This window comes from Soonwooa sp., assembly GCF_030151385.1.
Classification (GTDB): domain Bacteria; phylum Bacteroidota; class Bacteroidia; order Flavobacteriales; family Weeksellaceae; genus Soonwooa.
The window spans coordinates 51,489-77,054 of the sequence record NZ_JASLDS010000026.1; the positions used below are offsets into that span (position 1 = coordinate 51,489).

Genomic DNA, 25,566 nt, shown 5'->3' on the forward strand with positions numbered 1-25,566 from the left:
CATTTATGTAAAATTACAATTTTTTTTAAATTGACCTAAAGAATATTTATTTTTTTCACTTATCCTAAAATTAAATGGATATTTTGAAAATTAATTTAACAAATATTTGGAAGTTGTGAAATTTTATTAATAGTTTAGTGTTTTGAAAAATCAGGAATAATTAATATAAAAAGTAACATGAAAAAGATCGTAGTTGGTTTGGCAATTATTTTTAGTGCTTCTATTAGTGCACAATCTATTGAAAGTATTGCTGCTAAAAACATCAAAGGTGAAAATATCGCTCTCAAAACACTTAATAATGAAAAGCCTCTGGTAATGAGTTTTTGGGCAACTTGGTGTTTGCCTTGTATGGAAGAGCTGAATGCTGTTAACGAAAAACTTGACAACTGGAAGAAAGAAAGAGATTTTGATTTTATTGCTGTTTCAACCGACGATCCTAGAACGGTTACTAAAGTTAAAACAGTTGTTAATGGTAAAAACTGGAATTTTGACCAAGTTTTACTAGATCCATCACAATCTATTAAAAGACAACTTAATGTTAACAATGTACCTACAACTTTAGTGTATTATAAAAACAAATTGGTTTATTCGCATGTTGGATATGCGCCAGGTGATGAAGATGAATTATTTGAGAAATTAAAGCAAATCCAATAAGTCAATAAAATATGAATAAAAAACTACTCCCTATATTTTTTGTATTCGGTGCAACATTACTGCATGCTCAGTTTAACGCAAGTTTAGAATCTAACAACCAATATTATGTTGATGATGCAAAAATCAAATTAGCAGAAAACGAAGCATCAGATAGGTTCAGATCAAATTCTTATTTGACAATGACCTACAAATACAAGCAGTTTACCGTTGGTGCACAAGTAGAATCTTATGCGCCAAAAGCGCTTCTTAACTACTCGCCGACTTTCAAAGATGTTAACCTTGGTACTTATTATGTTAATTATAATAATGATAAAGGTGTTGATGTTACTTTGGGGCATTTTTACGAGCAGTTTGGGTCGGGATTGGCATTAAGAACATGGGAAGACAGACAGTTAGGAATCGCCAATTCTTTAGTCGGTGGTCGTGTTAAGCTTTCTCTTGCTGATAACTTAGCAACCGTAAAAGCTTTATATGGTAAACAACGATTAGGGATGGGATTCGACTTGTCGAATACAGCTGTTGCTGGTGTTGATACAGAATTTCAGTTGGCAAAAGCTTTAGGCTCTGACAAATTTGATTCGAATATTGGATTTAGTTTTGTTAATAAACACGAGGCAAAAGATCCTCATTATGTTAATGCACCTGCTGATGTTAACATCTATGGTGTACGCTGGAATAACGAATACAAAGATTTCTATCTAAACGCCGAATATCTTTACAAAACCAAAGACGCCATTAAAATGGCTACCGCAGTAGATCCAGTTAATATCTATTCTGGAAATGCAATGAACTTGGTTTTAGGTTTTACTAAAAAAGGTTTAGGATTTAGTGGTACACTTAGAAGATTAGAAAACTTCAATATTTATTCTGATAGAGAGCAAATTGGTAACCAGTATAACCAAGCTTTGCTTAACTATACGCCAGCTTTAACAAAGCAGTATGACTATAGTTTAGCAAATATCTATGTCTACCAAGCACAGCCACAACTGACATTTTTCCCACAAAGAAAAGCTGGGGAAATTGGATCACAGTTTGACCTTTATTATCAATTTAAAAAAGGTACAGCACTTGGAGGAAAGTATGGTACAGATGTGGCGCTTAACTTCGCAAACTGGTATGGACTAAAAGGTAAATACAGAGTTTACGAAGATTACAATACCGTTGATACAAAGACTTTTGCTTTGGGAGAAAGATATTATTCTGACTTTAATGTTGATATCCGTAAGAGGTTATCGGAAAGTTGGAATACAGCTTTAGTCTATATCTATCAAGATTACAACACAAGTAGAATCCAAGAAACGGAAGGGCACGTATACGCTACCACAGCCGTTTGGGACAATATTTTCAAAATCAATAAAAATTCTTTAAAGCTAGAATTACAACATCAGTGGGCAGAATCTTCTTATAAGAACTGGGCTGCTGCCTTGTCGGAGTTCAATTTTAAAAAGAATTGGTCTATATTTGCAAGTGACATGTATAATTATGGTAATGATGATAAGGAAAAGCAGATGCACTATTATACGTTTGGCGCTGTTTTCAGAAAAAACTCTACCAGAGTCCAAGCTTCTTATGGAAGACAGAGAGGAGGACTTCTTTGCGTAGGAGGTGTTTGCCGTATGGTACCAGAGAATACTGGTTTTACGCTTAACATCAATACCACATTCTAGATCAATTTTTTTAAATAAATATTTAGCTAAAAATGAATTTAAAGAGAGTTTTATTATTTTTTTCCTTTATTTTTTCAGTTTTAGTCTTAGCACAAGTTCAGAATCCTGTAAAGTTTCAATTTGATGTTAAAGACTTAGGAAAAGGAGAGTATGAAGCAGTGTTGACTGCCAAAATGGAGGACAAATGGCACATCTATTCACAAGATTTGCCGCCAGATTCAGGTTTTCCAACAGAGTTCAAATTAACTTCCAAAGAAGGTATTACCACAACTGGCAAGGTCATCGAAGTTGGGAAAAAGCATGATGAATATTCGGAAGCTTTTGGAGCGCAGATTATTTATTATTCGAATCAGGTTTTATTTAAACAAAAATTTAAAGCAAAGAATCCTGATAAAGACTTTAAAGTTGCTGCGGAAATAACTTATCAAGTTTGTAACGATAGACTTTGTCTTGCACCAACGACTTTAGAATTCGAAAAAGCAGTAAAAAGTGCAACAGCTGTTGCTGCGCCAGAGGAAGTGAAACCTGATGCTACAACAACTGCACAAATTGATACAACCTCGGTTGCAGTACCAGAAAACAATGGTGAAGTTGCTGTCGTTTCGGAGGTAACAAATAACCACGAGAAAGAATTAAAAATCAATTCTTTGGATTTCAGAAATCCGTTAACTAATTGTGGTACAGTTCAGGAAAGTACAGGAGGAGACAACAATTGGTTAATCCTTGTTTTAGGATTTTTGGGAGGTTTAATCGCCTTGTTAACACCATGTGTGTTCCCAATGATTCCTTTGACGGTTTCGTTCTTTACAAAAGGTAGCAAAAATAAAGCAAAAGGAAAAAGAGATGCCTTTATCTATGGTTTCTTTATTCTAGTGATTTTTGTATTGTTGAGTGTACCTTTCCATATTATTGATGGCATTTCAGGGAATATTTTTAACCAAATTTCAACCAACATTTGGCTTAACTTATTCTTCTTTGTGATCTTTATTTTCTTTGCATTCAGCTTCTTTGGATATTACGAAATTACCTTACCAAGCTGGGTTGCAAACAAATCGTCAAAAGCAGAAGATGCAGGTGGTATTATCGGGATTTTCTTCATGGCGCTAACTTTGGTAATTGTATCATTCTCATGTACAGGACCAATTTTGGGAAGTTTACTAGGAGGCGTAGTTTCGGGATCATCTAATGTACCGACTTTATTGACATTTGCTTTAGCTGGTTTTGGTATCGCTTGGGCATTGGTGTTCGGATTGTTAGCATTATTCCCGCAAGCATTACAAAGTCTTCCAAAATCGGGAGGTTGGATGAACACCGTTAAAGTTGTACTTGGTTTTATAGAAGTTGCTTTAGCTCTAAAATTCCTTTCAAAAGCGGATTTGGTTTCAAAAACATTTATGCTAAAGAGAGAATTGTTCATTGTACTTTGGATCATTATCACAATAGGATTGGTGCTTTATTTATTTGGAAAAATCAGATTTCCTCATGACGATAAAGAGCCAAAAATCTCAATGGGAAGAAAGCTTTTAGGTGTTGTTGGTTTAGGATTTTTAGGTTATTTAATCTATGGTTTAATCCCAGCTGATAAACCAAAATTACAATTGCTAAGTGGTATTCTTCCTCCAATGAATGTTAGTTATTTCCACAAAGAAGAAGATGGTGTTTTAGGTTTAAAACTTTATCATAACTATTTCGAGGCTTTGGAAATTGCGAAGAAAGAAAACAAACCAGTCATGATTGACTTCACAGGTTATGGTTGCGAAAACTGCCGTAAGATGGAAGAGTTTGTTTGGAGTCAAGACGATATTCTGCCATTGTTGCAAAATGATGTTATTATTGCATCAGTATATGTTGATGACAAAGAAGAATTGCCAGAAGCTGAACAAATGAAAATCGATATGGGTGGTGGCCAAATGAAGAAGATCAAAACAATTGGTGACAAGTGGTCGATGTTCCAGCAAGTGAATTTCAACAACAACTCACAGCCACATTATGTGTTGGTAACGCCAGATCAAAAAGTGCTTAATACGCCAGTATCAGGTTATATGCCAAAAGATGATTTCAAAAAATTCTTAGAATGTGGAATCAATTATCATAAAAAGAATTAATTCTTGATATAAAGTTTAAGTTTAAGTGAAATCCGCGATTTAGGTCGCGGATTTTTTTTAGTTAGATGAAGATCTTAAATAAGTAATATAATGACCAAGCGCCCAAGTGAAATCTGTATCAATGTTAATGTGATCTCCATATTCCCGCGCTTTATTAATCAGGTCGTCAATAGATTCTCTGGAACTCGCTACGACAAAATAATAGCGTTTGCTAATGGTTTTGATGTACACATAATCCATCGTATTGCCATATCGCCCACGACCTTTGTAGATACCAATTTCTTTCATATCATAAAATGAAATTCTTTGCGCCCCAAATAGCTTTTGGACGATCAAAATATCACCATCAATAATGATTGGCGGCATATATTTATTAATATTTAGATCTCCCAATTTTGCATTGGCGTCATCAAGTTTTTGGAAGGACGTTTCTGACATGTCGTTAATTCTTCTTCGATGTGTATTAAAATAGAATCGCATAAAAAACCACGCAACCAAAGCAATTCCCGAGTTAATAGCAAAAATCTTTAAACTTAATTTGAGGCTATCATCCTCCCTTTCCTTGAATCTACTCTCACCCAAATGTTCGATACCAATTTTGACCGTATCTTGGTGTGTGGTCCAATACATAACTATAGCAGAAATAACAGGTATGGATATCAAAAAAATTGTAAAATATAGTTCTCGTCGGTTAATTTGTCGTAAGTAATTTTCTCTGCCTTGGCCCATTGTTTTATTTTTTTTGATTCAGAATATTATTGGTTTCGATAAGTCCTTTGTTGACATATTCAAGAATTTCTGACAGTCTTTTAGGATCTGTAAGTTTTGTGTTGCTGTCCGAAACATAGTCTCCAGAACAGTTATTTGTTTTTGTTAAGATTTGGATAACTTGTTTATTTTCATCATAATAAATTCGATATTCATCACTACAAGCTTCCGAATTAACCTCATAATAAACAAAAAATAATTTACCATTTTTAAAATAATAACTGTATTGTTCGTCCCATTCGTAACCGTTAAATTGTCCAGTCAAGATCTTTATTTCGTTTGGAAGATTGCACTCAGTAGCCTTGTTAACAAAATCCATGCTGAGCTCGTTGTCAAGTTTGTAAACCCATTTTTTTTCCGCTTTTTTACAATCTTTACTGGAAGATTTCATGCTATTTTGGGCTTCAGCGTACCAATTTTTAATATCCGAAATCCTTTGTTCTGGATTTGTTTTTGTTGGAGTTGAAGTCGAATTAACTTCAGTGGATTTAGCTTTATCTAGCTGAATCTCATTCGATTTTTTATCCTTACAAGCGCTAAGAATAAGCAATGAAGTGAGCAAATAAATTCTTGAATTTTTCATCATAAGTTATAGTCTGAATTTTAATTCAAAATACAAAAAATGAATTCAAGTTTGTTATTTTTTTGGAATTAAATGTTTTGCGTTAATAATTTTAATCAGTTGGACGTTTTTATTTTTCTTTCATAAATATTAAATGACGAAAATTTCGAGCGGAAACTTGAATAATAGAAAATTGGATATCAGGCTTTTATGTTAAAAAAAAGCATTCAACATTAAGCTGATAATATTATGGATGGAGTGCAATACAACAATCATCCAAAATCCATTTGGCGTTCTTTTCTGAAAATTAAGATAAGTTATAGCAAGGATTAATCCCGCAGGTAATGTCGCTAGAAAGTACCAAAAACTATATCCAAAATGGGCGCTTGCAAATAGAATTGTTGAAGTAAGAATGCAAATTAAATTGATCTTTTTCGAATCATTAAATTTTATTTTTTTTGCTAAAAACTGAATCACATTAATTACGAAATATTGAAAAATTAAGCTTTCTAAAATAGGTGCGAGAATTGCCACAAGAAAAATAGATTCTCCTAAGCCTCTGTTTTTTAACTTTGAAAATCCTATTTCATTTTCGGAAATATTAAATTGTTCAAATACAAAATTGAGTAAAAATTCAACACCGAAAATTAGAATTAAAGCCACTATCAAATAGAGGAGTGGAGGAAGCTTTTTCCATCGTTCGAAGTAGGTCAAGATTTCTATTTTAGTTTTCAAATTTTAATCAAATATACTACAACTTCCACTTCACCGAAAGATTGAAAACGCGTCCATCGATTGGTCCCCAAAGTGGATTGAATGTAGGATTCAAAATGCTTCCTGTATACAAAGCTTCTTTACGACTTTGTCTGTAATCGAAAAGGTTTTCGCAGTTAAGAACTACAGTAAAATGCTCGCCCAAATCTTTAGAAATCATTGCTGCTGCAAAAAGATAATCTGGCGTTTTGCTGTAATCCATTCTGTACTGACTGCCATTGTATGATGCTTCTACACCAAATTTCCAACCACCTTCAAAATCCTTGACAACCGTCATTGCTGCACGGTTTTTAGGTGTTAAAGGAATAAATTGGTTTCCATTTTGGAATTTGTATTTCGCAATTGTAAAGGTATAACCCAAATAAAGCTCCCAATCGTCAACTTTTCCTTTTATATAAGTATCAAAACCTTTTGAAACCACAGGTTTGTCTTGGTTTGCAAAATATACATTTTGGTTAGCGTCCACAGTCGCTATCACAGGATGATTAATATCCGTCAGGAAGAAAGCTTGATTGATGAAAATCGAGTTTCCGTTGTCAAATTTCTTTTTGTAATTAAATTCGAGATTATAACCAACAGATTTTTCGGCTTTCGTCGTTTGCATATTTATTGGCATCAAATTTTCCAAATGATAATCGATCATTTGAGGAGCCAATGCATTCGGAACTTTGTAACCTAAACCAACACCGCCACGCGCTGCCCAATGATCGTCAAAGTGATAAATCATCGCAATACTTGGCAAGAAGAAACTTCCATAATGATTGGTGAAATCGTTTCTAATTCCCGTTTCTATTGTTGCTTTATTGAATTTTAAAGTATTTTGTAAAAAGAGTCCAAAGCTGTTGTTCTCGAATCTTGGAATATTAAAGTTCTGAAAAGATTGCGGATTAAACCTACTTCCTTGGAAATCGGTTCCCAAAACCCAAATCATATTATTCATAGGTTTTACATAGGTAAGTTCCGAAAAATAATTGCTTTGGTTTGCATTGAGATAATTGTCGTTGCTTGTGAATTTTCTTTCGAAATCACTCAAACTGTTTTTAAATTCAAGCTTCGAATTGTCATTAAGCTTTTGCTCGTAAACCAATTCGTAAGTATTTCTTTGCAATCTGTTTTTCTCGAAATATTGATGGTCAGCCGTTTCGCCATGTTTGATAACTTGCATGTCACCACCCAGATTTTTGTCGAAGCTTTCGCTCCAACCCAAACTAATCGTTGAATTTTGAGAAGGATAAAAGAATAATTTTGGATGTACAACCAAAGAACGAATCTGTGGAACGTCCGAGAAACCATCTTTATTTACATCTTGAGCATTTTGATGCGTGTAACCACCGAAGAAAGTGTAGCCAAACCATTTGTACTTTTTGGAGGCAAACATATTTAGGTTTTTTTCGTCCAAAGTGGAGTAGTTGGCCAATGCAGTTAGTTCTTGCTTAGAAGTTGGTTTGCGCGAAATGACATTCACCAAACCGCCAATTGCACCACCACCGTACAACGTCGATGCTGAGCCTTTTATCAATTCGACTTGTTGCAGATCCAAAGGCGGAATATTTAAAACACCTAAACCACCACTAAATCCATCAAACAATGGCATTCCGTCACGAAGAATCTGCGTATAGCGCCCATCCAAACCTTGAATTCTAATATTGGAATTCCCCGAAATCGGTGAACTTTGTTGTATTTGTACGCCACTGATATCACCGAGGATACTTCCGATTCCAGCAGGTTTTATACCACTTTCCTCACTCATTTCTTCCTTGCCAAGGACTTCGACTTTCTGCGGAGAATTCTCAATTTTTTGTTGTGTTCTGGAGGAAGCAACAATCGTTACTTCTTGAATTTCGTTGTCTTTTCTCAACGTGTCGGCTTTTTGCTGTGCCAGTACAATCACAGAACAAAGTACAGCTGCGGAAGCTATTATTTTTTTCATTTAGAAAATATATAGTACAAAACTACAGCAAATGAAAAACCGATTTTATTTTTTTGGGCTTAAAAATTTCTTAAAATGGCTTTTTTAGAAGTGAAACTTATCCCAAATATTGAAAGCATGATTTGGTTTTAATCACAAATGTGAAGTACGAAATAGGATTACGAAAAGATTAAAATTTAGCAAAGCTCGTATTTAAGAGAGTCTTTCTAAAATTTTTAAATATGTCCTTAAATAAACAAATTAAACTTAAGAAAGTAATACAATTGTTGCCCAAAATAATAGCTAAAACCGATAACTACGACGTATGCAAGAACGTAAATAAAAAGATAGTTTTTAATGAAAAAGTCAATATTTAAATGGCTTTCTTTAATGTCGTTTTTGTTAAAAAATGTTCTGATATTTTCTTTAGCGGTTTCGGGAAGATAATACACAATTTGTTCCCCATTTTTCAAGTTGATTCGTAGGATAAAATACAAACGTAACGCATTCATAATTCGATAAGAACCAATATCGTGAGGATTTAGGTTTTTATTATTAATGCTTATTTCATCAAATGAAACTTCTAATGTTTCTTCATTTTTTTTAATTTTTTGAACAAAAAAACCATAAGGAATTCCGACAATGATGATGCCCGCAAATAATTCGCTTAAAAATCTTACAAAATTAGGAATAACGAAAATTAAACAACAGGAAACTAAAGCCGCAATGATACTATACTTGATTATAGGCTTAAAATTATAAGCTTCTACCTTGATTGGATTTTGCATTTTTAAATTTATTCATTTCTGAATTTGCTATCTAATTTATTTTGATGAATTTACCAAAGTTTCTCCCTCCACAAAACTCCTGTGCTTCTTCCCAAACTTCCGTAATTCCTTGAAAATTGAAGACAATTGAATTCCCAAATCCGTCAGTTGATATTCAACGTGCGGAGAAGCCGAATTGATGTGGTTTCGGGTGATAAGTTGCATTTCTTCCAATTCTTTTAAACGAAGAGAAAGCATGCGGTCGCTGATGCCATCAATAGATTTATAAATTTCGTTGAAACGCATTTTTCCGTTCTCGAGACGGCATAAAATGATGAGTGCCCAACGTTTTTCGAACAAACTAACGGAATACGCTAAGTCGCATGAAGTTTGGATTTGTGATTGATTAATTTGGTTGCTGGAATTGTCTTTTCTTGCCATACCTACAAAATTGTTAGCGGATTTTTACTTACAAAAGTATAGCATTATTTCTATTTTTACACTTTAATTACAAGCTTAAAAATTTGCGATGAAACAAATTGGTTTAATTGGCGGAATGTCTTGGGAAAGTTCAGCGGTGTATTATTCGATTATCAATAAACTTGTCAGCGAAAAATTGGGTGGACTTCATTCGGCGCGAATCATCATGGATAGCGTAGATTACGACCACTTTACCAGTTTGCAACACGACGATAATTGGCAACAAATTGGTGCTGACCTTTCGGAGATTGCACAGAAATTAGAACATTATGGCGCAAGTTGTGTGGCAATTAGCTGTAATACAATGCATCACGTTTCGCAAGATGTGGTAAAAAACCTGAATATTCCGTTTGTGCATATTGCGGAAGTTGCTGCAAAAGCGGTAGAGAAAGCAAAGTTGAATAAGGTTTTGCTTTTAGGAACGAAATTCACGATGGAGAAAGACTTTTTTACCGACGAGCTTTCAAAATATCAAATCGAAGCCGAAATTCCGAACGAAGTCGATAGACTTTATGTTCATAATGCTATTTACAATGAGTTTTGCAAGGGCATTTTTAAAGATGAAACCAAAACGGAAATCCTTAAGATAATTGCAAAACACCAAGATGTTCAAGGCGTTATTTTAGGTTGTACCGAGCTGCCGATGCTTATAAAACCTGAGGATTTGGACATTCCGAGTTTCGATACAACCTATTTGCATTGCGAAGCTTTGGTGGAAATTGCGTTGGGATAGATTTTCCTACGGAATTCCCCTTTACTTCAACTCCAACCAATCCTGATACGACAAAACGCCCAATTCTGGTTTTGCGTCGCCATCAAGCAGTGAAATAAATTCCAGATTGTTTCCATCAGGGTCTTTGAAATAGATGGCTAAAGCAGGCATCCATGCAAAAACCATTGGTTCGGTCGTTCCATTTTTCAAGAAATTGTAAGGCTCCAATTGGTTTTGATTCAGAAAGTTGACAGCATCATTTAGGATATATTCTTTTGTACTGCTGAATGCAAAATGGCGTGGAACAATTTCTTCATCCGTCTGCCAAAGTCCCAACATATAATCTTTGTTTTCGCCAATCCAAAGGAAAATAATGGGGCGAGTTTCGTCGCGGTGTGCAAATTTTAAACCTAAAACTTCGGTATAGAATTTTAATGATTTTTCTAAATCTCGTACTTGTATATGTGTTTCGTAAAGTCCCGTTATCATTGCTTTTTCTTTTTAAATTCAAGACAAATTTAAGAACGAAAATTCATTTTCTTATTTTAAAATCAATAGATGTTAGCAATTACTATCATTAAAGTTAATAGTTTTTATAAAATATTGTTCAAGCATATTTAATTCAAAAACAATAAAAAATAAAACAGCCTACTTTTAAATATTTGACTAAAAGTAGGCTGTTTGTAACAGAAATTAATCTTTGTATTTGATGTAAGTCGCTTCAATCTTTTTTACCTTAATATTCGTGGTAGACGAACTTCCCGAAAAGGTAGAATTGTTTTTCTTGCCTGCATTTACATTTCCAAAATCGCTTTGTTGCGTTCCCGTCACTTCTTCGGTCAACTTCATGATAACGCCGTCTGCTCCTTTGGTTTTTCCGAGTTCGATGACTTTTTTCTGAGTTTTTTCCAAAGACTTGAAACCCTGATTAACACTGGATGTTCCCATTACCTCGTACGGTTTTTTCACGTCTTCGCTGTTAAGGTACATGTCCACTTTTTCGGTAGGCGTGTAGGATTTTCCAAGATATGCTTGTGCGTTTGCTTTGTTGGCAGTTGCTAAAAATAAAGACATAGCAAGGGCTGCAATGAATGTTTTTTGTTTCATTGTATTTAATATTTGTTAAAATTTATTTTAAATTGATTTAAGACTTTTCGTCTGGTTGATCTTTCGTTTTATTTGTAATGATTTTGTCGGTCATTTGATTCATGAAAACCTCGCGATAGCTTTGCCCGATGGGAATTGCAGATTTTGTAAATTCTAAATGAATACTATTTCCTTGTATCATAATGATGTACGAAACCGCAACAATAAAAGATTTGTGAACTCTCGTAAATTGCTCTTTCGGAAGCTTTTCTTCCAGCGTTCCGATGTTGAGTAAAGTCATCGTTTGTTGTCCGTCTGTTGTGTGGATACTCACGTATTTTCCTTTGGATTCGATGAAAAGGATGTCTTTTATTTTAATTTTTAATAGTTTTCCTTTCAATTCGGTTTTTACCAAAATAAAATCTTCTGTTTCTGCTTTTACTTCTGATAAAGTATTCTGCACTCGTTGTACCGCCGTTAAAAATCTTGGGAAGAATATTGGTTTTAAAAGATAATCCACCACATTATGCTCAAAACCCTCCAAAGCATATTCCCGAAACGCCGTTGTCAGAATTACTTTTGTCCTGTCTTTCACGATGGGCAAAAACTCGATTCCAGACATTTGGGGCATTTGTATATCCAAAAATACCAAATCGACCTCTTTTGTATTGATTAATTCCAAAGCTTCCATCGGATTGCTGGCACTTCCCACCAATTGTAGAAAGGGAATTTGCTCTATATACGACGTTAGAAGCTCTATTGCGTGGGCTTCATCGTCCACAACTATACATTTAATCATAACTTAGAGATTAATGGTGATTTCGGTGATATAATAATTCTCGTCTTCTTTGGTCACAAAAGTATGTCGGACGCCGTAAAACTGCTGCAAACGTTGACGTACATTTTCCAGACCGATTCCTTTTGAAGGCTCTTTCGGACTTTTTTTCTTTTTGTTGCAAACGTAAAAATTGATTTTGCTGGCGCTCGCTTTCATCTCGATGGTCATTTTATTGTTTTCATCCGATAAATCACCGTGTTTAAAGGCATTTTCAATAATTGTTATCAACGTAAGAATAGGAATCTGCGTTGTACAATTGTTGATTTCTTCGTTAAAGAAAATAGGCAACTTTTTACTGAAACGGATTTGGTTCATCTCAATTACCTTTTTCATTTGCTCTACTTCCACATTCAGCGGAACCGTTCCTTGGTCGCCCCAATCTTCCAAGGCATAACTCATAATTTCCGACAGCAATTGTACAGCGTGCGCCGCTTCTGGGTTTTGTTTGTAGGTTTTGGTATAAATAAAACTCAAAGAGTTAAACAAAAAATGTGGATTGATTTGATATTTTACCGCTGCAAGTTCCGCTTGCAATTTTTGTTTTTCCAATAGCGCTTTGTGTTGCTGCATTTTATAGGAAGTAAGCAAAACCGCCACAAATATCGAAACCAAAATGCAAAGCACATCGAGCATTATCAAGGTCAAGAAAAAGGTTTTTACCGTTAAATGCCCACTTTCGGCTTGGGTTGGCGTACCGATGCTAAACGCCCACAGATATTCATAAACACTCAATAAAGCGAAGAAAATGATTATCTGAAAGCTTGCTTTTTTCCAATTTCGAGTTTGCAGTGAGGGAATCAAAAACACAAAAATCAATACATAATAAACAAGCGCTCCTTTGATAATCGAATGACCAAAATTGATGTAAATTCGGTCGCCGCCAAATTGCTCAATCGTAAGTTCTCTTCCCTGAAAAGCCACCAAAAAAATAAACGCCAATACCGACCAACAGGTATACGCCAGCAAGGTAAAGAGCATTTGTTTCCAATGTATTTTGAGGTAAGACATCATTTTTTACGTTGATTAAATTTACACTATTTTGATTTTCTGATGCAATATTAGTCGTTCTAAATGTATTCCTAAAAAATAATCCACCAACAGTCGTATTGTAGCAACAAACAATGGGATTCGAGCGGATTTCTTTCACTATATTCTATTAATTCCGATATTTGCATCGAATTTTTTCTGAAAAAAAACTAAAGAAGATAAAATCAAAATTTGATTAATTATGAAAAGGATTACAGTTTTTTGTGGTTCCAGCATGGGTTCGGAGCCGATTTATAAAGAGCAAGCTTACCAGTTGGGCAAATCACTTGCCGAACAAAATATAGGATTGGTGTACGGAGGTTCCAGTACAGGATTAATGGGAACTGTCGCAAATGGTGCCATCGAAAACAATGGAAATGTGATTGGCGTTTTACCAATTTTCTTAAAGAATTTGGAAGTTGCACATCCCAATTTATCCGAGCTTATTTTGGTGGAAACCATGCACGAGAGAAAAACCAAAATGAACGACCTTTCCGACGGAACCATTATGCTTCCTGGCGGTTTCGGGACTTTGGAAGAGTTTTTCGAAATGTTGACTTGGGGGCAACTTGGTTTGCACAAAAAGCCAGTAGCAGTGCTTAATGTCGATGGTTTTTACGACGACCTTTTTGCGCTAATTGACAAAATGGTAGACAAAAGATTTCTGAGTGAAGTCAACCAAAAAATGGTAATCGTTAGCGACAATATTGACGATTTATTAACCAAAATGAGAAATTATCAGCCACCAACCGAAGCAAAATGGATTGGTAAAAATTAAACTTTGTTTGAATTTTGAGTTTTCTTAGGCATTTTCAATAAAAAGTACAGAATGAAAACTGAGAGAATCAAATAAGAGATATTGACAATTTTAAACGCTGATTCGTATTTTACAATCAACGCACCAATGAGGAAAGCGCCGATGCCGATGCCCAATTCCATAAAGATATAAAGCGTCGAAATCGCCTTTCCGTCCTCGCCAGAATTGCTGTTAATTGTCCACAAATTAAGTGCTGGAACAAATATTCCCATTGCAAAACCATAAAGTAAAGAAGCGGAAATAAAACCTATTTTTTCTTGCCAAATTCCGAAAAATAAGGATGATAAAATCAACAAAAGACTTCCTATTTGTAGTAGTTTTGGCAGTTTTGATTGATGAAATTGATTGCTTAAAATAAGTCGGCTCACAATGGTGGAAATCGTAAAGAAAAAGAAGAAAGCTCCTTTGTTTTCGAATCCTATTTTTTCGGCGATTAATGGCGAAGCAATTAACAAAACCCCGAAACTTAGATAGACCCAAAACATGCAAACTGCGGGTTTCCAAATTTTAAAATCGATTAAAGATTTGCTTTTTCCTTGTGTTGAAATTGGTTGCTTTTCTCGATTTCGGATTTCCTTTAAAGGTAAAACCAAAATTATCGATAGCAATGCTAATGCGGAACCTACAAAGAACAAATATTCTATACCGAAATTTTCGGTAATATAACTGCTGAAAAGTGGTCCAATCGCCATTCCAGAAGCATAAAAAGCAGTTTGAATGCTGATCGCTTTGCCTTTGTCGCTAAAATTATTTTTTGCAAAATAGGTATATCCCGTCGGCGCAAATCCCGTCGAAAAACCGTGTACAAAACGAAGTAATAAAAAGCCAAATACATTTAGGAAAATTGGATACAAAAGATTAATTCCTAACGAAACCAAAACGCCGACAGCAATAACAAATTTGCCACCTTTTTGGTCGGATAAAAATCCGCTAAATGGCCGTGAAACCAATGCTGCAATCGTAAAAAGCAGAATAATAAATCCCAAATATTCTTTGCCACCGATATTGATTAGGTATTTTGGCAATTCGGGAAGTAAGATATTGTAACTCGCCGAAAAGAAGAGAGACGAAAGGCTTAATGCATATAATTTTTTGTACATTTAATCGATGTTTTTTGCAAATTTAATAGTGCGCACAATTTGAAGAAAGGACAAATGTCCAATTGAAAAATGATTAGAACAAATGACGACTTTTTGGACTTTTTCGAACACAAAATCAATTCGGATTTTGAAGAAAAAACCTTTGCTGCAGGCGATATTATCATCAAGCAAGATAGTTACATCAAAAATATTCTTCTTGTAAAATCTGGACTTTTAAAATGCAGTCGATTTGATAATGATGGAATCGAATTTGTGCAAGAATTTTTTAGCACTGGAGAAATATTAGGCGAAATAGAAACGATTATTTCCAATTCCGAAACCAAGACCATTGCCGAAGTTCAGGCGATTACAGAAGTGGTTTGTTATAAAATTTCATTGGCTACTTTTCAAAATTTAATTTTTGAAAATACCGAATTTAATGGACTTTTATTAAAAATGCTCGCGAATAAAATCAGGTACAAAGCTTTGCGGTATTCGTTTATGCAAACCCATACTTTAGCCCAAAACATCGCCGAAATCACAAAATCTTATCCTAATATTTTATCCGTGATTCATAAAAATGATTTGGCAAATTATTTCGGCGTTACTTTGAGAAGCTTGAATAGAAGTTTAAAGGATTTTGCAGAATAAACTATTTTTTTTGCATTTTTGATAAATGAATTTCTTGGAAATTAAATGGAAATAAAAAACGATTTAACAGCGAAAATACAATTTTTAAACCTTAATTTTAAACTAAATTTTGTCTCATCAACTTCAATATCAGTTTCGATTGCCAGATGCAGATTTGGCGGATTTCGTCTGTGCTTTTTCGTGTTTAAATGATGTTTCTAAGATTGAGAAAGGCATCATTATTCCGAATGGGAGAATTGATTTGATGTGGTGCAAAACCGAAAATCAAAATTGGGAAGTGCTGTTAATGGGCTTGGAAACGCAGGCGAAAGAAATGCGTCAAGGCAATATCGAAACCTTTTACAGCATTAGTTTTAATCCTTTGGCGTTGGAATATATTTTAAAAGAATCCATTGCCGATGTTTTGAATGTTGCTAAAAATTTACCTGCCGATTTTTGGAATTTTGAAGTGGATAAAGTAATCGATTTTGATGATTTTTGCGCCAAGGCAAGTGCCAAAATCAAGTCTTTAATTCCTACCAAAATTGATGAACGCAAACGCCAATTGTTCCGACTTATTTTTGAAAAAGACGGTAATATCAACGTAAAAGAACTTTCCGAAAAAGTGATTTGGAGCGAAAGACAAATCAATCGTTATTTCAACCAAAATTTAGGTGTTTCCTTGAAGTCGTATTGCAATATTTTGAGGTTTCAAGCATGTTTGCCATATATTCAAAAAGGTCAATTGGCACCACAATTTGATAATTTTACCGACCAATCGCATTTTATCAAAGAAATCAAAAAATTATCTGGCGTTTCGCCTAAAGAACTTTCCAAAAACGAAAACGACCGATTTTTACAATTCTTAGTCTACTCGGCGAAATAACTTTGTAGAAAATTAAATCAAATGTTATTATCAAATAAAAAAGTTGCAATCATTGGCGGCGGCCCCGCGGGATTAACTTTAGCCAAATTATTAGTGTTGAAAGGCGTTGACGGAGCTCAATTTTTTTTAAATTTTTATGTTTTTACCTAAAGGGATTTTTTAGATTAAAATTATATTACTTCTTCCTCCTTCCAAACCAAATCAGTACACCCGTTACAGGCATTGAAGCAATCATAAGACTTACGATAAAGGCAATAATTTTGGTCGGCAACCCTAAAATGGCACCAACGTGGATGTCGTAGTTGGCTGCAATAAATTTCTCGCCAAAGTTCTTGTCTTTTGGATCGTGGGTATGCAAAAGATCGCCGTTATTTTCATCAAATATTAGGCTACTACTTTTATAATACACCTGCTTTTTGTGCGCAACATAGACTTCGAAATTGGGATGTTGATGATCGTCCATGTGCGGATGTCCAAGGTCTAAACTAAAACCATAAGCTTTGGGATAATCATGTTTTACTTTGTTTGCAATAATATCTAAAGTACCTTCCGTTCGCATTTCGATAGGCGCTTTAGTGGTTATTGCAGTGAAATCAGGATAAGTTGTTTTACCACCAGAAAAAGCAAAGTACAACAAAGATTGCACGATGAGAAAAGCATAAAATAAGCCTGTAATGCTGAATACCAAAGCCAAAACGCAGGTATAAAAACCAAAGATATTATGGATGTCGTAATTCTTGCGTTTCCAGCGTGTTGTTTCTTTCCATTGAAATCGGAATCTCTGCTTTCGTGCTGCTTTATTTTTTGGCCACCATAATACGATTCCGGTTATTAGCATGATTAAGAAAATCGCTACCGGAATTCCGACCACATAAGTTCCCCAATCTTGTTTCAGCAAAAAACTCCAATGTATCATTTTAACGATTTGGAAAAAGTCCATTTTCTCGTCATAGACTTGCAAAACTTTGCCATTATAAGGATTTACATACGCCACTTTGTAGATAGGAAATTCGTCGAAATAATTCCACGCTGATGGATCATGCTCGTACCAATAGAATTGATAACTGGCATCGGCTTCAATTGGAACATTAACCCAATGTATTGGATATTTTTCCTTGACTTGTTCGTTAACATGGCGTTCCAAAACTCGTATCGGAAGTACTTCTTTATTGGCAATATCGCTTTGCTTTAGGTAGATATAGTCTTTTCTGAGGTAGTTTTGGACTTCATCTTTAAAAACGTAGATGGCGCCTGTTAAAGAAATAATGAAAATAGGAATGCCAATAGCTAAGCCAAACCACAAATGTAGTTTGGCTGACCATTTTTTGAAAAAACCTATTTTTTTCTTATGATGATGCGATTTCTTCATCCATTAAAGTTTGTATGTGAAGCTGCCTACAACATTTAACAACTGCTGTGGATTTGCGGTTGTGTAGCCATTCCAATAATGCTCGTTGGTGAAGTTATCGGCTTTAATTCCAATTCTGAATTTCTTGGTATCATAAAATGCATTTGCATTAAGCACAAAATATTTTGGTAAAGCAAAGTAGCCTTGTGGCGTATTAGAAATTCTGTTTTCACTTGCATAATTACCACCGATACCAAAACCTAATCCTTTGAGATTACCATCCACAAATTGATAACTTGCATTGAAATTAGCTAACCAAGGAGAAGATGCTGTATCTGGTCTTAAACCAATTAGACCTTGGCTATCTGCATCCATTTTAGTGTATTTCATATTATTATAGCTAATACCACCGATTAAAGAAAAACCTTTGATTAGGTAGGCATTCACTTCTAATTCGACACCTTTACTGGTTAAGGCTCCTGCTTGATTTTGAATCGCCATAGCGCCAACATATCCTGTTGTTAGCAAAGAGTTTTTAACATCGATATTGTAGTAACTAATTGTTGCATTTATTTTGTCTTTTACAATACTTGTTTTGAAACCTCCTTCCCATTGATTTGCCGTTTCGGGTTTAGAAAGTGCAGTGTTCAAAGCCGTATCTATATTGATGTAACCATTGCTTTTGAAACTGTTTTGATAATTTCCAAACACGGAAAATTTATCTTTAATAATTTCATAAACAACGCCTAATTTAGGAGACCATGAGCCTTGTGAATATGGTGCAACTTGTACCGTTCCTTGTAATCCGCCATCGTATTTATTATTTTCATAACGTACAGATGTCATGATGTTAAGCCCTGTTATGGGTGTAACAACATTGGCAACATAAGAACTATAAGTGTTAAGAGTTCCCGTTGCTGTATAAGTATTATTAGCAGTAAAATCGTAACCTGGCGTATTTTGTAAAGTGCTATACATTTGCGAAATTGCTGCAGATGTCATATTATCATACACGCCACCACGGAAAGGAACCCAATCGAAAGCGCTAAGGAATATAAAATGCTGGTCGTCTTTACGCGTCATATAATCTCCTCCAATTACCGTTCGGTTTCTAACATTCCCAATATTAAAATCCAAATTAAAATTTTGCTGAACTTGGAAATACTTTCGTACGCTATTATGCGTAGATTGGTCTGCTCTTACAACACCCAACTCGTTATCCAGTGCTGACTTTGGTGTAATGTAAAAATATGGATTTTGCCCATCGGAGTACGAATAAGATGTCGCTACATTGGTTGAAGATTTAATATGGTCATTAATCTTGGCATTAATTTGACCAAAAAGATTTCTAACTTTTGCGGTGGTATAAATACCCGAAGCGATATACGAGTTTTTGTAGTTCAGTCCCAGATTTTCTAAATCTTTAATTCCTGGCGCAATACTACTATTTAAATAAAAAATAACTTGCTCTGGCGTGGCGCGACTTTCAAAGTTTTCAAACTCTACGTTAATGTCCAATTTGTCGTCTATTTTGTATCGTAACGATGGTGCAAACGCGAAATAAGTGTTTTTGGCATGACTATCTTGGAAAGAACCTGATGTTGTGTAAGCCGAATTAACCCTAAACATCAAACGTTTATCATTTGTCACTGGTGTATTAATGTCTGCCTGCGCACGGTAATAATTGTAACTACCACCACTTAATGATATTTCACCTTTTAGGTAGTCAAAAGGTCTTTTTGTGACTCTATTAATCAAACCACCATAAGAAGTTACATTACTACCAAAAAGTGTTGCTGATGGACCTTTTAGCACCTCTATCTTTTCAATATTAATAGCATCCATTGCCGTGGAAACTGGTGCTATCATTCCATTTCTCATAGAGTTCTCACTAATAAACCCGCGCAAACTAACGTAGGAACCACCATCGCCAGCGCGTCCATTTGCGCTCCACATTTTTTGTACGCCTGTAAAGTTTCTAAAGGCATCATCAACAGTCGACAATAGTTGATTTTGTAATACGACGTTGCTTATTGAGGAATAAACTTGTGGGTCTTCGATAGCCTTCAAAGGCATTTTACTGGTAGATTCAGATTCTTTTTTGATGACCTTATTGATGATTACTTCATCTATCTTGTGCGAGTTTATCGTATCTTTTTCCTGTGCGAAAGTCAAAGTTGAACTTAATATCAATGCAGGAATTATAATTTTTTTCATATTGAATTAAATAATTGAATCGTTTATTTTTTGAAATAATAATTTTTGAGAAGAATGATAATGGGAATTAGCAAAATCGCGCAGGCAACAATGTCCAAAATGCCATCTTTAACCAATGCCAGAACTAAGCCGACAAGTGTAAGAACTCCCAAAATGCTTGGGAGTCCCCATACTTTTAAAAACCTATTTTTTTTCATCATTTAGTCTTTGTATTCTTGTCCATTGCTTTTTTTGTGATTTTCTGCGTATAATCCATAGGTACAATCCAGTGATGAGGACGATTATCGTAATGACATCAAAAATCGCCCACAAAACCTTTAGGAACAATCCTCCATAATCTCCGAAATGCAAAGGCTCGGAAACAAATAAAGTATTAACATACCAAGGCATATCTCTGGAATCCGTGAATTGGCCGTTGGCAGCATCTATGAGAACAGGCTTCAGAACTCTGGCGGTTAAAGGCGTATTTCCCTTCATGAAAACCGCATAATGATGCTTGCTACTAAAAGCCGTCCCAGGATATACCAACACCGAAACGTGCATATCGGGAATTTTTTGTTCGGCAAGTTTTTTTGCAGCGTCTATCGAACTAAGATTGCCCGTAAGCGGTTTGGCATTTTTATAAGGCGCGGTCATCTCGGCAAGTTGACCTTGCTGCCACAGACCAATAATTACATCGGACATCGCATTGATAACGCCCGTTAAGCCCACTACCAACATCCAAGCGGTTATAGCAATACCCAAAAAATTGTGCGTATCAAGCCATTTTAAACGCGCAGATTTGTCTTTGCGAACCATCCCAAAATCAAAATGCTTCATGATACGACCATAAAGCACAATTCCTGAGATAATCGAAATAACAAACAAAATGCCCATCAAACCTAAGAAAAGTTTTCCTGGAATCCCGACAAACATATCCGTATGCAAATGCAGCATAACACTCATGAAACCCTCATCTTTAGGCTCGTCGAGAATTTCGCCAGTATATTCGTTTATCAAAACATATTTGCTATCCTTGTAGGGCGCATCAGGTTTTTCGACAACATCAAAAAGGACTTGGTTTGGATTTTTCTCAGCATCCCAAAAGACGAATCTTGCATGTTTACCAGGATTTCTGGCTTCGGCGATTTCTTTGAGTTTGTCGAGGTTTATTTTTTGTGCACCTGCTGGAACTTGTGCGTTGAAATTCTGTGTAAGCTGTTCAATTTCTTCATGAAAAATGAGCGGTAAGCCCGTAACACAAAGCATTAATAGAAAGATGGTACAAATAAGACTTGTCCACTTATGCCAATTGAACCAACGTTTTGCGGTTTTAATCTTCACAAATAAAATTTCGTCAAATGTATTATTTTTAACTATTCTAAATAAAATATATTTAATGAAAATTTTCTATCGAAATAGAGATTATTTATAAACGTTATAAATAATAAATATGCACGACAAGCATTAAAATAAAATACAAACACTAAATAAACTCAATGTTTATCAGTGTTTTATATTCAAATTCAAGTTTTTCGCATTGCTAAAAATGTTGTCAGAATATCGAATTAATTTTTTTAAAAAATTGTGAATAATTATTATGCATTTCACAAAATGCAAATAAAGTAACTATTAAAGATGGATTATTAAAATCATTTTTCCTCAGTCCGAAAGTTTTTATAATGAATTTTATCCATTGAAAATTTAGAATTACTTTTCAAAAAATTATGAATTAAAGCCACTTCAGTGGCGTCACCAGCAATGTAGGCGACATTATTTTTACTAAGTTCTGGAAGATTTTCGTTTAAGAGTTTTGTGAGTTCGGCAGGGTTTTTAAAATCAAGAATATAAGAATCCAAAGGAAAACTATGGTCAATATCTTGGAAAATTTCCTTGGCATCATTTGCGAAAACAAGGCTGTGCACATTTTTACTAACTGCAATTGCTCTGTTCAGTTCATAAAGATAGGCTAAGGAGGTTACGTTCCCAATCAACAAATAATCTGTTGCGGCTTCGTTGATGAAAAATATGCGCAAGCAACCTTTTACCACGAAAAATGAACGCTGACTGGATTGTCCATGGTTTAGAAGCATTTCATTTTTCTTTACTTTCATGGGTTTGAAGTAAGTCAAAATCGTCGCAATATCTTCCTCCGTTACCGATATTTTGCTTTTGATGTAGGAGATTAATAATTCTTCCATGGTTTAGAAATCAGTGTTAGACAAATGTACCAAAAAACAGCAATGTTGTGTTTGCCTAACAGGATGATAATTTTACCTATCGGCTTCCATCGCGTCTTCGGATGCACCTGCTTTCCAATAACTGCTGGTGTAGATTAACTGCGAATCCCAAGCTAAGGTTTTGCGAAAATACTCACGCACTTCCTTTACCGTGCTATATTCGGCAGCACAATACACAAAATTTACGGAATCTTTATTTTGAAATTGGTGTGCCAAGGCTTTCACTGCCAACCGACTTCCTTTTTCGGGATTGGGATTGTGCAACCATTCTACTTCGATATTTGCGGCGGAGAAAATTGGCATTTCATCTTCATGAGTCGGAACTTCTAAAATAACCTTTGCATGAGCATCTTTTGGTAAATTTTCCAGAATAGAAGCGATTACAGGCAAAGCCGTTGCATCGCCCACCAATAAAAAATCATCCGCTTCGCCAACCAAAGGACGCCCAGCTTCCTTCATTGCAATGCCTAACGGTGCACCAATATTTGCATTAATTGCCCATGCAGAGGCAGGTCCCGTTTCTCCATGAGCCACAAAATCGATGACTAATTCTTTCTGGATTAAATCAATTTTGCGATTGGTGTATGTTCTCATTACAGCAACCAATTCGGAGTTATTATTAAGCTCTTTCGTTGGAAAATAAGTGGGTAAAACCCCTTTAGGCGGAATAAAAATTTTGTTGTTGGAGCCTTCCTGGACGTTGGTAAGCATTTTACATTGTTCATCGGTTATTTCAAAAATAACACGTATAAAATTAGGTGTTAAAAACTCTTTTCTTTTTACCGTAAAAACGGAGCGTACTATTTTAGCTTTAATTGAATTTGTCATTGTTTTAAATTTTATAAAAGCATTTCATTTTTTTGTAATATCTCGGTTTGGTGATACTTTCTGTATTCTATAATATCTGCAATGGATAAAACCATTAAATCATTTTCATTGGCAAAAGCGATAATTTCTGGCAATCGAGACATTGTTCCGTCGTCATTCATCAACTCACACAAAACCGACATTGGTTGCAGACCTGCCAACTTCATCAAGTCGACGCTGCCTTCGGTATGTCCATTTCTCGCCAAAACGCCATTGTCATTAGCACGCAAAGGAAAAATATGTCCGGGACGCACCAAATCTGTTGGCACTGCATTTTCAGAGATTGCCGCTTTTATTGTTGCAATTCTGTCTGATGCAGAAAGTCCTGTTGTGGCATTTTCTTTGGCATCGATAGAAACCGTGAACGGCGTACCAAACAAACTGGAATTGTCGTTAACCATATAAGGCAAGTCCAATTGGTCGGCTTTTTCATTCGTAAGACAAAGGCAAACAACGCCACTGCAATATCTAATCATTTGCGCCATATTTTCGAGGGTCATTTTCTCGGCGGAGAAGATAAGGTCACCTTCATTTTCGCGGTCTTCATCGTCTATTAGCAATAAACCTTTTCCCATCTGCAATTCGGCGATGGCATTTTCTACTCTTTCTTTGGCTGTTTTGCCAAAATTCTTCAAACTATTTTCCATTATTTTTATTCTTATTTTTTAGGCTTAAAAAAAATACAATCAATTGAAAAATCAATCATATAATAAAAAGGCGCAAGGATTTTATCTTTAACAAAAAAATTACTTCCTATAAACTGAAAAATCAAAGATTTCCCTCACGCCTCAATTAGTTTTTCATCATTTTAAATTTCATATCGATAGTCAATAACTGAAAACCTTTAAGGTCAAAAGATGAGTCGGGTGCTACGATTTACTTTTGTTTAGCATCAAAATAATTATCGATAAAACACAACTAATACCACCAAATAAATAGACAGACTGATAATTGAACCAGCCAGCAACTAAACCTGCCAAAGGACCTGCCAACGCTAACGACAAATCGACAAAGGCAACGTAAGCGCCAAGAGCTGTACCACGCATTTGCGGACTTACTTTCTTTATTGCCAAAACACCTAATGCTGGAAAAACCAACGAGAATCCAATTCCTGTTAATCCACATCCTACAATAGCAATAGCTTTGCTGGCAGCTGTCCAGATTAAAACTTGTCCTACAATTTCGATAAGGAGCGATATAAAAGCTATTTTGTAACCTCCATATTTATCGGGAAACGACGCAAAAAATATTCTTGTCAAGACATAGCACGCTCCGAAAACCATGAAAGCCAATGAGGCATCACCCCAATTTTTTTCGGTAAAAAATAAAGCAATAAAAGAGGCGATACATCCAAAAGCAAGCGATGAAAATGCAAGACTTAAACCTTGTCCAGAGATTGCTCCGATTACTTTATAGAAAGGCGTTCGGATATGGTCTTTATCTACAGGCAATGCAGGCAATTTTGCGGTAGCAATCCAACTAACAAAAGGCATTAAAACGATTAATACAAAAGCTGGAAAAATACCATAACCGTGACTAAGCCAAATGCTTAATGGTGCGCCAATAGCGATTCCTGCATACATTGCGATGCCATTCCACGTCATGACTTTTCCCGAATTATTGTGCCCAACAAGGCCGATACCCCAAGTTAAAGCACCCGTTACTAAAAAACTTTCGCCAACGCCATGTATCACACGGGCAAGTAGTAACAAACCCAATGCAAGAGCTTTATTTTCCTGAGATAATGCCGCAAAAAGATAAGCAAGCCCAGCAACAACCGCCAGAATAACGCCCAAAAGATTACTTTTTTTGGCACCTTTGGTGTCGGTAATTTTGCCAGAATAGGCACGGGTAATTAATGTTGACAAGGATTGCAAACCGATGACCAATCCTACAATAAGACTATCGTAACCAAGATTATTTTGTACAAATGTTGGGAGCACTCCAAAGGCAATTCCGATGGTAAGATAAACGCCAAAAACTGAAATAATAATGGGAATTATAGCTTGATAAAAACTAAGTGTTTTTTGTGTTTGTAATGTTACACTCATAAATTTTATTTTAAAAATTATTTCCACTGCAAAATTGCAATTGCCCAAGCGCTAAAACTTTGACTCAGGTCAAAAAAGAAGAATTGCCGAAAAATAATTTAGTA

The 25,566-nt window shown here is 35.2% G+C and carries 26 protein-coding genes and 1 pseudogene; 8 read left to right on the plus strand and 19 right to left on the minus strand.

Annotation, left to right across the window (positions count from 1 at the left end; genetic code table 11):
* Positions 1–177: 177 nt before the first annotated feature.
* From Q1V95_RS03865 to Q1V95_RS03875, 3 genes are read left to right on the plus strand one after another with little or no spacing between them, the layout of a single operon-like run.
* On the plus strand, positions 178–654 hold the full coding sequence (locus tag Q1V95_RS03865) for a TlpA disulfide reductase family protein (protein WP_300670477.1): 477 nt from the start codon (positions 178–180) through the stop codon (positions 652–654).
* Between the two features lie 11 nt (positions 655–665).
* On the plus strand, positions 666–2,321 hold the full coding sequence (locus tag Q1V95_RS03870; protein WP_300670479.1) for a DUF6029 family protein: 1,656 nt from the start codon (positions 666–668) through the stop codon (positions 2,319–2,321).
* Between the two features lie 32 nt (positions 2,322–2,353).
* On the plus strand, positions 2,354–4,426 hold the full coding sequence (locus tag Q1V95_RS03875; protein ID WP_300670481.1) for a thioredoxin family protein: 2,073 nt from the start codon (positions 2,354–2,356) through the stop codon (positions 4,424–4,426).
* 57 nt (positions 4,427–4,483) lie between these two features.
* Here Q1V95_RS03875 and Q1V95_RS03880 read toward each other — a convergent pair whose 3' ends face one another.
* From Q1V95_RS03880 to Q1V95_RS03900, 6 genes are all read right to left on the minus strand, one after another.
* Positions 4,484–5,155 (minus strand): hypothetical protein, encoded by a 672-nt coding sequence (locus tag Q1V95_RS03880; protein WP_300670483.1) that lies wholly within the window; start codon positions 5,153–5,155, stop codon positions 4,484–4,486.
* A 4-nt stretch (positions 5,156–5,159) separates the two neighbouring features.
* On the minus strand, positions 5,160–5,780 hold the full coding sequence (locus tag Q1V95_RS03885; RefSeq protein WP_300670485.1) for a hypothetical protein: 621 nt from the start codon (positions 5,778–5,780) through the stop codon (positions 5,160–5,162).
* Positions 5,781–5,969: 189 nt separating this feature from the next.
* Entirely contained in the window at positions 5,970–6,419 is a 450-nt protein-coding gene (locus Q1V95_RS16280) for a CPBP family intramembrane glutamic endopeptidase (protein WP_366143267.1), read from the minus strand.
* A gap of 88 nt (positions 6,420–6,507) precedes the next feature.
* Positions 6,508–8,460, minus strand: a complete 1,953-nt coding sequence (locus Q1V95_RS03890) for a TonB-dependent receptor (RefSeq protein WP_300670487.1) — start codon at positions 8,458–8,460, stop codon at positions 6,508–6,510.
* A 227-nt stretch (positions 8,461–8,687) separates the two neighbouring features.
* Complete coding sequence (locus Q1V95_RS03895) at positions 8,688–9,227, minus strand: hypothetical protein (protein WP_300670489.1); 540 nt, start codon at positions 9,225–9,227, stop codon at positions 8,688–8,690.
* Positions 9,228–9,263: 36 nt separating this feature from the next.
* On the minus strand, positions 9,264–9,647 hold the full coding sequence (locus tag Q1V95_RS03900; protein ID WP_300670491.1) for a helix-turn-helix domain-containing protein: 384 nt from the start codon (positions 9,645–9,647) through the stop codon (positions 9,264–9,266).
* Positions 9,648–9,735: 88 nt separating this feature from the next.
* Between Q1V95_RS03900 and Q1V95_RS03905 the strand changes: the two genes are divergently transcribed.
* Positions 9,736–10,419, plus strand: coding sequence for an amino acid racemase (locus Q1V95_RS03905; RefSeq protein WP_300670493.1), 684 nt, complete (start codon positions 9,736–9,738; stop codon positions 10,417–10,419).
* Between the two features lie 21 nt (positions 10,420–10,440).
* Here the strand turns inward: Q1V95_RS03905 and Q1V95_RS03910 are convergent, their stop codons facing one another.
* From Q1V95_RS03910 to Q1V95_RS03925, 4 genes are all read right to left on the minus strand, one after another.
* The gene (locus Q1V95_RS03910; protein WP_300670495.1) at positions 10,441–10,887 is read right to left on the minus strand and encodes a VOC family protein; all 447 of its coding nucleotides are present in this window, start codon (positions 10,885–10,887) and stop codon (positions 10,441–10,443) included.
* A gap of 204 nt (positions 10,888–11,091) precedes the next feature.
* Entirely contained in the window at positions 11,092–11,505 is a 414-nt protein-coding gene (locus Q1V95_RS03915; RefSeq protein ID WP_300670497.1) for a hypothetical protein, read from the minus strand.
* 37 nt (positions 11,506–11,542) lie between these two features.
* Complete coding sequence (locus Q1V95_RS03920) at positions 11,543–12,283, minus strand: LytTR family DNA-binding domain-containing protein (protein ID WP_300670499.1); 741 nt, start codon at positions 12,281–12,283, stop codon at positions 11,543–11,545.
* A 3-nt stretch (positions 12,284–12,286) separates the two neighbouring features.
* Positions 12,287–13,333 (minus strand): sensor histidine kinase, encoded by a 1,047-nt coding sequence (locus Q1V95_RS03925; RefSeq protein WP_300670501.1) that lies wholly within the window; start codon positions 13,331–13,333, stop codon positions 12,287–12,289.
* 217 nt (positions 13,334–13,550) lie between these two features.
* Here Q1V95_RS03925 and Q1V95_RS03930 point away from each other — a divergent pair, with 217 nt between their 5' ends.
* Positions 13,551–14,126, plus strand: a complete 576-nt coding sequence (locus Q1V95_RS03930) for a TIGR00730 family Rossman fold protein (protein ID WP_300670503.1) — start codon at positions 13,551–13,553, stop codon at positions 14,124–14,126.
* On the opposite strand, the gene Q1V95_RS03935 is transcribed toward Q1V95_RS03930, so the two are convergent.
* Positions 14,123–15,265 (minus strand): MFS transporter, encoded by a 1,143-nt coding sequence (locus Q1V95_RS03935; protein WP_300670505.1) that lies wholly within the window; start codon positions 15,263–15,265, stop codon positions 14,123–14,125. The two genes, Q1V95_RS03930 and Q1V95_RS03935, sit on opposite strands and share 4 nt — an antisense overlap.
* Positions 15,266–15,334: 69 nt before the next feature.
* On the opposite strand from Q1V95_RS03935, the gene Q1V95_RS03940 reads away from it, so the two are divergent.
* The 3 genes and pseudogenes from Q1V95_RS03940 to Q1V95_RS03950 form a co-directional block, all read left to right on the plus strand.
* On the plus strand, positions 15,335–15,895 hold the full coding sequence (locus tag Q1V95_RS03940) for a Crp/Fnr family transcriptional regulator (RefSeq protein ID WP_300670507.1): 561 nt from the start codon (positions 15,335–15,337) through the stop codon (positions 15,893–15,895).
* Positions 15,896–16,004: 109 nt separating this feature from the next.
* Positions 16,005–16,760 carry an AraC family transcriptional regulator gene (locus Q1V95_RS03945; protein WP_300670509.1) on the plus strand — a complete coding sequence of 252 codons (756 nt, stop codon included), beginning with the start codon at positions 16,005–16,007 and terminating at the stop codon, positions 16,758–16,760.
* A gap of 21 nt (positions 16,761–16,781) precedes the next feature.
* Positions 16,782–16,871: pseudogene (locus tag Q1V95_RS03950) on the plus strand (FAD-dependent monooxygenase); the annotation flags it as partial.
* Positions 16,872–16,935: 64 nt separating this feature from the next.
* On the opposite strand, the gene Q1V95_RS03955 reads toward Q1V95_RS03950, so the two are convergent.
* The 8 genes from Q1V95_RS03955 to Q1V95_RS03990 all read right to left on the minus strand — a co-directional run bounded on the left by Q1V95_RS03955 (position 16,936) and on the right by Q1V95_RS03990 (position 25,462).
* Positions 16,936–18,129 carry a PepSY-associated TM helix domain-containing protein gene (locus tag Q1V95_RS03955; RefSeq protein WP_300670511.1) on the minus strand — a complete coding sequence of 398 codons (1,194 nt, stop codon included), beginning with the start codon at positions 18,127–18,129 and terminating at the stop codon, positions 16,936–16,938.
* 3 nt (positions 18,130–18,132) lie between these two features.
* On the minus strand, positions 18,133–20,325 hold the full coding sequence (locus Q1V95_RS03960; protein ID WP_300670513.1) for a TonB-dependent receptor: 2,193 nt from the start codon (positions 20,323–20,325) through the stop codon (positions 18,133–18,135).
* A gap of 23 nt (positions 20,326–20,348) precedes the next feature.
* On the minus strand, positions 20,349–20,525 hold the full coding sequence (locus Q1V95_RS03965; protein WP_300670515.1) for a hypothetical protein: 177 nt from the start codon (positions 20,523–20,525) through the stop codon (positions 20,349–20,351).
* A complete protein-coding gene (locus tag Q1V95_RS03970; RefSeq protein WP_300670518.1) occupies positions 20,509–21,648 on the minus strand; it encodes a PepSY-associated TM helix domain-containing protein in 1,140 nt (379 codons plus the stop codon). Before Q1V95_RS03970 ends, Q1V95_RS03965 begins: the two co-directional genes overlap by 17 nt.
* A 308-nt stretch (positions 21,649–21,956) precedes the next feature.
* Positions 21,957–22,505 (minus strand): hypothetical protein, encoded by a 549-nt coding sequence (locus Q1V95_RS03975; protein WP_300670521.1) that lies wholly within the window; start codon positions 22,503–22,505, stop codon positions 21,957–21,959.
* A 72-nt stretch (positions 22,506–22,577) separates the two neighbouring features.
* The gene (locus tag Q1V95_RS03980; protein WP_300670523.1) at positions 22,578–23,372 is read right to left on the minus strand and encodes a siderophore-interacting protein; all 795 of its coding nucleotides are present in this window, start codon (positions 23,370–23,372) and stop codon (positions 22,578–22,580) included.
* Between the two features lie 11 nt (positions 23,373–23,383).
* Positions 23,384–24,058, minus strand: coding sequence for a 3,4-dihydroxy-2-butanone-4-phosphate synthase (gene ribB, locus Q1V95_RS03985; RefSeq protein ID WP_300670526.1), 675 nt, complete (start codon positions 24,056–24,058; stop codon positions 23,384–23,386).
* 222 nt (positions 24,059–24,280) lie between these two features.
* Positions 24,281–25,462, minus strand: a complete 1,182-nt coding sequence (locus Q1V95_RS03990; RefSeq protein WP_300670529.1) for an MFS transporter — start codon at positions 25,460–25,462, stop codon at positions 24,281–24,283.
* Positions 25,463–25,566: the final 104 nt, after the last annotated feature.